Raw genomic sequence first — 3156 nt, 5'->3', positions numbered from 1 at the left:
GGGCGGCCCGGGCCCGCCGAGCCGACGCGCCGGCCGCTGACCGCCGCGGCCAGGGCCGTCCCCGCCACCCCGGCGGGCAAGCTGCGGTTCGGCTTGGGGCCGGGGCTCGACAGCGCCCGCACCTCCCCACTGGCGCCCGACCTCGACTTTCTCAGCACCTGGTACAACGGGCCGAACGATCTGAGCTTCCTGCGCAACTGGAAGGCCGACCTGATCCCCGAGGTCTACCGTTCGGGACACGGCATCCACCTCATCGTCTGGCTCGACGGCACCGGCGAGGTCGGCACCGTCCAGACGACGCACGGCCCGGCATGCGGACGCGAATACCCGCTGTCGAGCGGCTTCCTCAACGACGCGCGCGAGCTCGCCTCGATCTTCTCCGGTCCCGCGAACGGTCCCGCGCTCTACGTCACCCTGTTCACCGAGTTCCAGACGTACCCGTGCCACCCGAACGCGTGGGCGACCACGCCGGACACCACCAACTACTACCTCACGCTGCAGGACCAGTACCTGGCGGCGTTGGAGGTCTTCCATTCCGGCGCGCCGAACGCGCGGGTGTCGCTCGGCTGGGGCGGTTGGCAGAGCCGCTGGGACGACCCGGTCGCCGGCGGCGGCCGATCGTTGATCCCCCACTTCGCCGACGTCCTGCGCGCCTCGGACTTCGAGAGCTTCCAGGCGATGGGCGCCGACTCGAACGCCGCGGACGTACGGGACATGACGCGGGCGCTCGGCCAGTACGGCCCGGTCATGCTGGCCCACTTCAAGTCCGAGTCGCAGCCGACGTGGGAGACGGACATGCACGCGCTGCTGGCCGGGGACGCGGTGCGTCAGCTCAGCCAGGACGGCCTGTTCGCGTTCAGTTTCATGGACGCGGCCAACATCGCCTCGCCCGCGGGGCTGAGCCTCGCCCAGGGTGCGGTCCAGAGCCACGGGGTTCACTCGGCGCTCTGATCCTCGGCGCTGTGGCCATCGGCGCTCTGACCATCGGCGCCGGGAGCCCCACTGCCGGGAGCCGCATCGTCGGGCGTGGGGTGCCGGGGCACCGAGGAGGCGGCGGTCAGCGACCGCAGCGCCCGGCGGTCGGTCTTCAGCGCGCTGGTGAGCGGCAACGACTCGATGATGTGCACCTCCCGCGGGTAGCGCAGCGGCCCGAGCCGGGCCCGGCCCCAGCGCACCAGCTCCTCCGGGGAGACGGTGCCACCGCCGACGAGCTGCACATAGGCGACCACCTCCTCGCCGTGGCGATGGTCGGCCCGCCCGACGACCCCGCACGAGGCGACGTCGGGATGGCCGAGCAGGCCGTCCTCGACGTCGGACGGGTAGACGTTGACCCCGCCGCGGATGATCAGATCCTTGATCCGATCGACGACGAAGAGGTAGCCGTCGCCGTCGCGCCGCCCCACGTCGCCGGTGCGCAGCCAGCCGCCTCGCAGCGCGTCGGCGGTGGCCCGCGGCGCCTGCCAGTACCCCGTCATCAGCATCGGGCCCCGCACGCAGATCTCCCCGTCCTGTCCGGGGCCGGCCGGCGCGCCGTCGGGCAGCTCGACGCTCAGCTCGACCCCGGGTGCGGGCAGACCGACGCTGCCCAGCCGCGCCGCCCCCGGCGGCGAGGTGGTGATGATCCCCGCGCTCTCGGTGCAGCCGTACCCCTCGACCAGCTCGACGCCGGGCAGACGCCGCCGCCATTCGAGCGCGATCTCCCGCGGCAGCGGCGCGCCGCCGCTGGTGATCCGGCGCAGCGATGACGTGTCGGCGAGGTGCAACGGCTCCGCGAGCAACTGGTCGATCATGGACGGCACCAGTGCGCTGAGGGCCACCCGGTGCTCGGCCACCAGGCGCAGCCACTGGCGGGGGTCGAACCAGCGCATCAGGACCGCCGGGCCCGGCTTGCGCGCGTGCAGCGCCATCACGCTGATCGTCAGGCCGTAGACGTGCGACAACGGCAGCGGCAGCAGACCCGCGAGCTCCTCGTCCGGGTTCCCCGACAAGGCCGCGAAGCCCCCGGCGGACAGCGCGTCGTGGGACAGCACGACGCCCCGCGCCCGCCCGGTGGTGCCGCCGGTGTAGAGCAGTGCGGCCATGGCGCCCGGATCAGCCGGCTCGAGGGGACCTTCGTCACCCGCCTCGAGGTCGGCGAAGCGCAGCACCGGCGCCCGCCCCCCTTCTGCCCCGGCCAGGTCGGGGCGGCCACCAGCACCAGGCGAGTCGTCCGCCACGATCACTGCCCGCACCTGCGGGCAGCCGCTCGCCACCGCGCTGGCCTTGGCCAGGAACTCGGGGGTCGTGACGACGAACCGGGCGCCGCTGTCGACCAGCACGTGGCGCAGCTCGGCCTCGTCGAGCAGGAACAGCGTCGGCGTCACGACCCCGCCGGCCCGCCACACTCCGTGGTAAGCGATGCCGACCTCCGGGCAGTTGGCCATGTGGACGACCACCCGGTCGCCGACGACCAGTCCCGCGCCGCGCAGGCCGGCGCTGAACCGGCAGGATCGAACGAAGCGGGCCGCACCGGACTCGACCCGCCCCTCGAAGATCATCTCTTCGGTGCCGCCGGTGCGTTCCACGGCAAGCTCCGCGAGCCTGCCCAGGCTGATCCCGGTCGGCCGGGAGCCGGCTTCGCTCACCATCCGCACGTCGCCTTCCGCCGGCGCGTCGGCGAGCCGACGACTCCGGCCCGCTCGCGCATGTGAAGCATCTCACCTCGCCGAGTGATCGGCGGCCCGCTCGCCACACCTTGGTCACGGCTCGCGGAACACGTCGGAGACACGGATGGGGGACCGGCAGCGCACCGCACAGGCCCGGTTACGGGTCGAGGCGTGGTCCCACCTGGGCCGTCGGACGGACCCGCCGGGCCGGACGCCGGCTCGGCGGTCCACGATGGGGTCCGGCCGCACGGCGGTCGCCCACTCGGGCCGGCGGTCGCCCACTCGCGTCGGCGGTCGCCCACTCGCGTCGGCGGTCGCCCACTCGCGCCGGCGGTCGTCGGCTTCCCCGGACGGAGGTGCACATGAACTCGCCCCTCGGTGAACCCGCGGCGTGGCGAAACTGGGCGGGCAACGAGACCGCCCAGGCGGTCCTGCTCGCCCGACCCCGCACCGCCGAGGAGGCCTCGGCGGTGGTGACCGCCGCCGGGCGCGACGGCCGGCGGGTCCGGGC

At 74.0% G+C, this 3156-nt stretch carries 2 protein-coding genes; one reads left to right on the top strand and one right to left on the bottom strand.

What is annotated here, in order from left to right:
- The coding region (locus ND748_RS28910; RefSeq protein WP_251749352.1) for a hypothetical protein at positions 1-951 on the top strand (951 nt) is incomplete at its 5' end.
- On the opposite strand, the gene ND748_RS28905 is transcribed toward ND748_RS28910, so the two are convergent.
- Positions 936-2627 carry a class I adenylate-forming enzyme family protein gene (locus tag ND748_RS28905; RefSeq protein ID WP_251749351.1) on the bottom strand — a complete coding sequence of 564 codons (1692 nt, stop codon included), beginning with the start codon at positions 2625-2627 and terminating at the stop codon, positions 936-938. The genes ND748_RS28910 and ND748_RS28905 overlap by 16 nt on opposite strands.
- Positions 2628-3156: the final 529 nt, after the last annotated feature.

It is taken from the genome of Frankia sp. AiPs1, from assembly GCF_023716945.1.
Lineage (GTDB): Bacteria > Actinomycetota > Actinomycetes > Frankiales > Frankiaceae > Frankia.
The sequence above is the reverse complement of the archived record's forward strand: the minus strand, read 5'-3'. Positions and strand labels throughout refer to the sequence as shown.

What these genes read in the sequence shown, in the direction of transcription:
- ND748_RS28905 (WP_251749351.1), bottom strand. Translation starts at nt 2,627, where the DNA reads ATGGTGAGCGAAGCCGGCTCCCGGCCGACCGGGATCAGCCTGGGCAGG.